4 protein-coding genes are annotated in these 5,751 nt (G+C 47.9%); 1 reads left to right on the top strand and 3 read right to left on the bottom strand.

Annotated features, from left to right (window positions below; translation table 11 throughout):
* Nucleotides 1-131: 131 nt before the first annotated feature.
* Nucleotides 132-944, top strand: a complete 813-nt coding sequence (locus Q0668_RS25475) for a toll/interleukin-1 receptor domain-containing protein (RefSeq protein WP_298869379.1) — start codon at nucleotides 132-134, stop codon at nucleotides 942-944.
* A gap of 82 nt (nucleotides 945-1,026) precedes the next feature.
* Here Q0668_RS25475 and Q0668_RS25470 read toward each other — a convergent pair whose 3' ends face one another.
* From Q0668_RS25470 to Q0668_RS25460, 3 genes are all read right to left on the bottom strand, one after another.
* Complete coding sequence (locus tag Q0668_RS25470; RefSeq protein ID WP_298869378.1) at nucleotides 1,027-1,767, bottom strand: hypothetical protein; 741 nt, start codon at nucleotides 1,765-1,767, stop codon at nucleotides 1,027-1,029.
* 261 nt (nucleotides 1,768-2,028) lie between these two features.
* Complete coding sequence (locus tag Q0668_RS25465; RefSeq protein WP_298869377.1) at nucleotides 2,029-4,074, bottom strand: hypothetical protein; 2,046 nt, start codon at nucleotides 4,072-4,074, stop codon at nucleotides 2,029-2,031.
* Between the two features lie 427 nt (nucleotides 4,075-4,501).
* Complete coding sequence (locus Q0668_RS25460; RefSeq protein ID WP_298869376.1) at nucleotides 4,502-5,347, bottom strand: alpha/beta hydrolase; 846 nt, start codon at nucleotides 5,345-5,347, stop codon at nucleotides 4,502-4,504.
* Between the last annotated feature and the right edge of the window lie 404 nt (nucleotides 5,348-5,751).

The following is a 5,751-nucleotide window of genomic DNA, read 5'->3' as shown; positions in this document are numbered from 1 at the left end:
ACATTTTCATGCTATTAGTTCCGAACCAAAACGCTTTCGGGACACCCACTAGTTATGTGTTGATTTAGCAAACATATTTTGCCATTATCAGTACCGTTACAAGTGTACCTCTTTAGAAGAAAGCTACGTTTATGAGCGACTCAGTATTAGTATTTGTCAGCCATTCATCTGAAGATAAAAAAGAATATATAGAACCCATTGTTCAAGACTTAGAAGAGTGTTTTATCAATGTGTGGATTGATAAAAAAAAGATTCCTCCTGGTAAGAATTTGAGGAAATCCATTTTTCGTGATGTGTTAGACAAAGCTGATGTTGCATTACTTTTTTTTACTCAAAATTCTTTGAATTCAGCATGGGTCGATAAAGAAATAAAACATGTACTCAGAGATGAATCGCAAAAAGGGAACTATGATCTCAATAAAATTATTTCCATTTTTGATGCAGAAGACACTTATGACCAGATATCTGAGAAATACCCTGAGCTTACGGACGATCTACTTCACTTGATGCCACTCGACTACGACAAAATTCAACTAGGTCAGTTAATCAGTGCTGTTTGGTCAAAACATTTTTCACTACAAGGCGGGGACATCGAGACAAAACGACAATTGCTTGCCAAAGACCAAGAGATTTTTCAAAAGGATAAAGAATTATTTGATCTAAAACAAAAACTAGAAACAGAGCAATTTGAAGAGGAAAAAGATACAACACAAAATGAATTTGCTACCATAATGGAAAAGGTTGATCTCTCATTTTTTCTTTCGAATAGAGTTACATTACTTGCGGAACAGAGCGTTTCAATAAATGAAATAGGGGTGACCGATTTAGTTGCTGTTGGCTTACTCGTCTCTATCCCCTCAAACAACGCAATACTATCGGAAGATGGACATGATTTCTTTAAATGGCACGTTCTCAATCACTCCAGTGATAATTCAAATTCTTAGTCGCAAAACAATAACCAATAAAACAAAACCCGATCCCCCTCACTAGTAACAAAAAGGGAGACCGGGTACGCAAAGAGGATTCTTAAGCAGCCTCACCCTTCGCCTTGAATGCGGCTTTCTCATCAGCCATTGCTACACCAAAATCATGATAGGCTCTCCACTTCATCCCGAGAGTATCGAAATCAGTGTCAGAGTGCTCAATCGTTAGGTTCTGCTGGCCATCTAAGAATGCAACTTCCATTGCCGCTACATCTGCCGGGTTACTGAAGAGATACCAGGCATTGGTACTGCTTCCTGCAATGCCTTGAGCATTTAAGAAGGGGCTTGCTTCCGGCTTAAACTTGCCTTGATGCAGGTTCCCATCCGTAACGGTTTGAGATTCACCAGTCACAACCTTCAAATCTGCATAGAGTTGTTGAGCGGTAACTTTGAGATCAGTTGGAACGAGCAATACCGAAGGAGTGAGCAAGATAGGCTTACCATTCGCGTCAACTTGATCAAGGAATGTCTTTTCCCCACTCGTCAACGATACGATGCTGAGAACAGTCTCAACACCTTCAAGGTAGTTGTTGTTTCCGCTGCTAAAGAACCCATTTGGATTACTCAGTAACAATTCATAGACGGCAGTCTCAACCTTCAAGGCAGACATACGACCGAGAATACGGGGAATCTCAACAAAGGCACCCATGTCATCGTTACTGATGTCCTGACGGATTAAGGCAATGATTGCCCCCTCAGTATCAACCTGATTTGTGTAGGAAGATTCCGAAAGTGAAACGTGCTTGAGTTCACCAGCCTTGCCGACTGGTTTAAAGCCTCCCATGCCCGTCAGGCGGTACCTGGAATGCTCTTTAAAGTCGGAGTGGCTCGAAACCCTGCAAAACTATTTGCAGGTACAGAATATTGAAGTGCTGGATCGACAATATTCGGAAGAGCTCAGGCTGTCCGACCATCACGGTATTCTTGCCGAGATAAATTTACCTGGTCCAGAAAACACGACAGCATGAGGTGTAATTTCGCAAAAATCTCCAATACCGGTTTCCCATTATTGCTGGCGTTTACTTTTTGAACGGGTACGTCATCATCAATAAACAGTTACGATGCCGCCATTCGTCAGCCCCAGTTTGGTCGTGACAGAATAATCTAATTCGCCGCTGGCTGTGATGCCCCACTTTCCGGTCGATCCGCTTGCATTCTCAATGTAATCGTCAGCGATCCGCTTCGTCAGGATCACATACCCATCGTCGCCATTCAGGATATCGCGGTGCGTCCATCCAGCAGGATTTTCATTGGTACCGCAAAGAGCTATGGTCCCGGCCCCGGTGAATTTAACAAAGCGCCCCTTGGGGATTGTTGAACCGGTGTTGTTGTTCATTCGACGCTTGGGCACCGCATCAGGCGCCCATTCAAGCTGTAAATCAACTTCCGAAACCGGGTGTGACGTGATCGACGCATTGATTTCTGCGATCAACTCAGCATTACTTTTTTTCGTTTCGTCCGCCGTGAAAGTACAGGTTTCACTGCCGATGGTCAGCATTTTGTTGACCGAAGAACAGTCGCCAAGACGTGAACCCAGATCATAATCGGTGGCATCCTTGATCCACTTTTCCCCACGGCCAAGTTCGTCCATGGCTCCGAAGATCAGCGCGCTCGCGGTACCGCTTGGAATCTGGCCAGCGGTCGTTTTAAGGACGATCTGCCCAACCGGATCGACATTAATCCAAGGGCCGTCATGCCGTCCCCCAATCTGCCATGCCACGCGGTCGCGCGCCAGATCGGAAAGCACCTCGTTGCCACTAGATGTTTCGTGTTTGATCAGGTTGAAGTCGCTGTCGATCAGGGTGAGATGACAGATTGCGGACGGTTCTATCGTGGAAATTTCAATCCCAATCTGATCCGGCGAGGAACAGCCGCGCATCGTCACTTGAGCGGACTTATAGGACACTTTCAACGTTGGGTTGCGGAGTGTTGGCCCGGTATTGTGAAAGCCGAAAGCAGGCTCCGTGGCAGAGGCGTCGAGATGTTCTCCAATCACATCCTCGAACTCGATCACCTGCCCCGAGGACATGCCATTACCGAACAGCCAACCGTTGTGCCCCGTCCCACCTTGCAGGCGCAGGCGCTTGTAAGACTGGCGTAGGCGCACGTTTTGTTTTTTGTCGCCCGTACTGTTTCGGTTGAAGTCATCGGAATGGATGCAGTATTCGTTTGCGGTTTCGCTGACCAACGTGCAGTCGATGAATTTCCCGCTGGTCCGCTGCTCGATTAGCGGGTCCGGATCGGTGTTCTCGCGGCGAATAAAGGTCCGGTCCCTGCCGTTACCGCGCACATCCACCCAATCGGGCAGATAGAGGCCCGTCGCCTTGAAGTCGCCATCATCCACAATGTCGATCAGAACCCGGTTGTGGTAGTGCGCGAACTCGCAAATAGGAGACCCGTTGATCGTGGCCGAGCCGGTCAGCGGTGAATAGGTCGCCTCAACAGCAGCCTTCAACGTAGTGTAGGTTTCACCAGCGCCGCAGCGGATCACCTGGTGCCAGGAGTCGCGGCGAAGATAGTCCGCGATCATTTCATCTGACAAAATGCGTGAGGCATGAATCCCCGCCTGAGCAACCGTTGTGTAAGAGCGATTTGCATCTGTCGCCGCCGACCAGTCCACCCTCATTACGGCGTACATTTTCGTTTTTGACGCGAGTACGACATCAGTTAGCTTGATGGTAGCCGGGAGCGTGTCAACAAAAGCAGCAACCGTAGTGGGTTCCATTGTTTGCGCTCGAAAACTGCACACCACCACGTTGTCAGTGATGTCCTTGATTTCTATCACGACACGGGTGAGCGGCAACACGAATTGCTGAGTGTTGAAGGTGCTGATAATGTATTCATGCGTTGGGTCGGCCCCGTAAAGGTGCAATTCCTTCACAAGGTCACTCATGATCCCGTTATCCATCTTGTCGGCAAAAGGGACTCGAGAACCCGGAAACGAGTGTCGCAGTGGAAGATCCACATCAACCGGAGTCTCCTCAGCAGCTATGAAGTTGGATGAAAACATCAGGAAGAAAATCGTCAGTATAGAGCAAGTGTCGTTTCGGATTTTCATAAGAACTGTGGACATCATTGGCTTATGTTCCATCGGCAAGGAATTCAGTTGGACAGCAATGCGACGACTCTGCCCAGATCATTAATCCTTGCTCGTTCAGGTGCGGCTGTTCGGGCATTTTCACGGACATTCTAAAGCAAACTCAGGTCATCACGGTAGCGTAGGATAACAGTGGGCTGATAAAAATGCGATTGACTGGGTCATTTGCAGAAGAGCATGTATTGACCAGGATTTACTGACGGAAATCGTATGCCAAAGTGTGGGAAGTCAAATGGGAAATGCGGGTTAATGAGTACAAATTCACGAGTCTGAACGGCACTCTAGTCGGGTTCTGGGACAACCTAAACTCACACAGCGCAGGTAGCGATTATCATTGTTCGTATCCTACTTGTTCCAGTCTGCAAAAGCGGCTCTGTAATGAGGGGACGGCCCCCTTCATTGCTTCGGTCAACGTAGCACTTCACTCGGTATTACTGCTAAGATGCTTTCGCAAAAACAATTCCACCAGCTTGATGCGTTTTTCGTCGAAGAACTCAGGACCTCCATGCGCACCGCCGTGGATGACTTCGAAGGTGACATCCAGGTTCTGTTTTTTGTAGGCGCCATGCAACTCATGCGACTGATTAATCGGTACTTGTGGATCCTGATCACCATGAATCATCAGTAATGGCGGATCCCGGGCATCAACATGGAAAACCGGGCTTGCCAGTTTGGCTAATGCTGTATTTTCTTCCGGCCGCGTTCCCAGTAACAACTGCAATGCAGGAACACGCACACTCAATCCATGCGGCGTGGACTGATTGAGAATCGTCATGAAGTTCGTGGGGCCGTAATAATCAACAATCGCATCGACGGCTGAAGATTCCTGATCGAATTCGCCCAGATCACCTTCTAGCTCCCGGTGATGATTGGTCACTCCCATTAACGCTACGAGATGCCCGCCGGCGGACGACCCCAGTATCCCAATCTTGTCGGCATGATAACCATATTTCGAAGCCGAGCCGCGCAGGAAACGGATTGCCGCTTTGATGTCATGTATTTGTGCCGGAAATTTTGCAACGGGAGACAGACGATATTCGACACTCGCGACAGCATACCCCTGATTCACCAGAGGAATGAGCGGCATATTAGATTTCGAACCCGCGCGCCAGGCACCCCCGTGTACCCATACCAGAAGTTGAGGATTTGTTTGTGCTTCCGGTATGTAGAGATCCAGCAGCAACCGGTGATTATCGACGGCTGCATATTCGATATCCGTAATCCGCCGAAAAGTCTCTGCAGCAGAACTCTCGAAAGGACAAGACATCAGCATCACTATTAAAAGCAAGCTATTGCAGCAGCGTTTTACCATGGGAGTCTCTTTCTGAATTCAGACATCAATTTCGTCAGCAACGTACGAATAGTATAATGTCTCATCAGCATGAATGACACTAAACGAAAAGACTGCCATCATAAACACCAGAAAGTCAAGTTGAATTCAAACGATGGGAACGATTTGATTCAGCATAGACAGAGGCTGCCTAAGGGTATGCAAGGTGCAATCACAAAAGCAGGTCGGCTGATTTCATTCCCAATAATGAACGGGCACGGCTCGCATTTTTATTTGATACGAACGAGGACTTCGTTGCGACGAAATGGACCTGGTGTCCAGGGTGGATCGTAACCCGCACATTCGGCAGCGCCGTCACGGATCAGTTTTTTGCGGCTCAT

Source organism: uncultured Gimesia sp. (assembly GCF_937910335.1).
Lineage (GTDB): Bacteria > Planctomycetota > Planctomycetia > Planctomycetales > Planctomycetaceae > Gimesia.
The sequence above is the reverse complement of the archived record's forward strand: the minus strand, read 5'-3'. Positions and strand labels throughout refer to the sequence as shown.

Coding starts and splice junctions, on each gene's coding strand:
- Q0668_RS25475 (WP_298869379.1), top strand. CDS start 132: ATGAGCGACTCAGTATTAGTATTTGTCAGCCATTCATCTGAAGATAAA.
- Q0668_RS25470 (WP_298869378.1), bottom strand. CDS start 1,767: ATGGGAGGCTTTAAACCAGTCGGCAAGGCTGGTGAACTCAAGCACGTT.
- Q0668_RS25465 (WP_298869377.1), bottom strand. CDS start 4,074: ATGGAACATAAGCCAATGATGTCCACAGTTCTTATGAAAATCCGAAAC.
- Q0668_RS25460 (WP_298869376.1), bottom strand. CDS start 5,347: ATGTCTTGTCCTTTCGAGAGTTCTGCTGCAGAGACTTTTCGGCGGATT.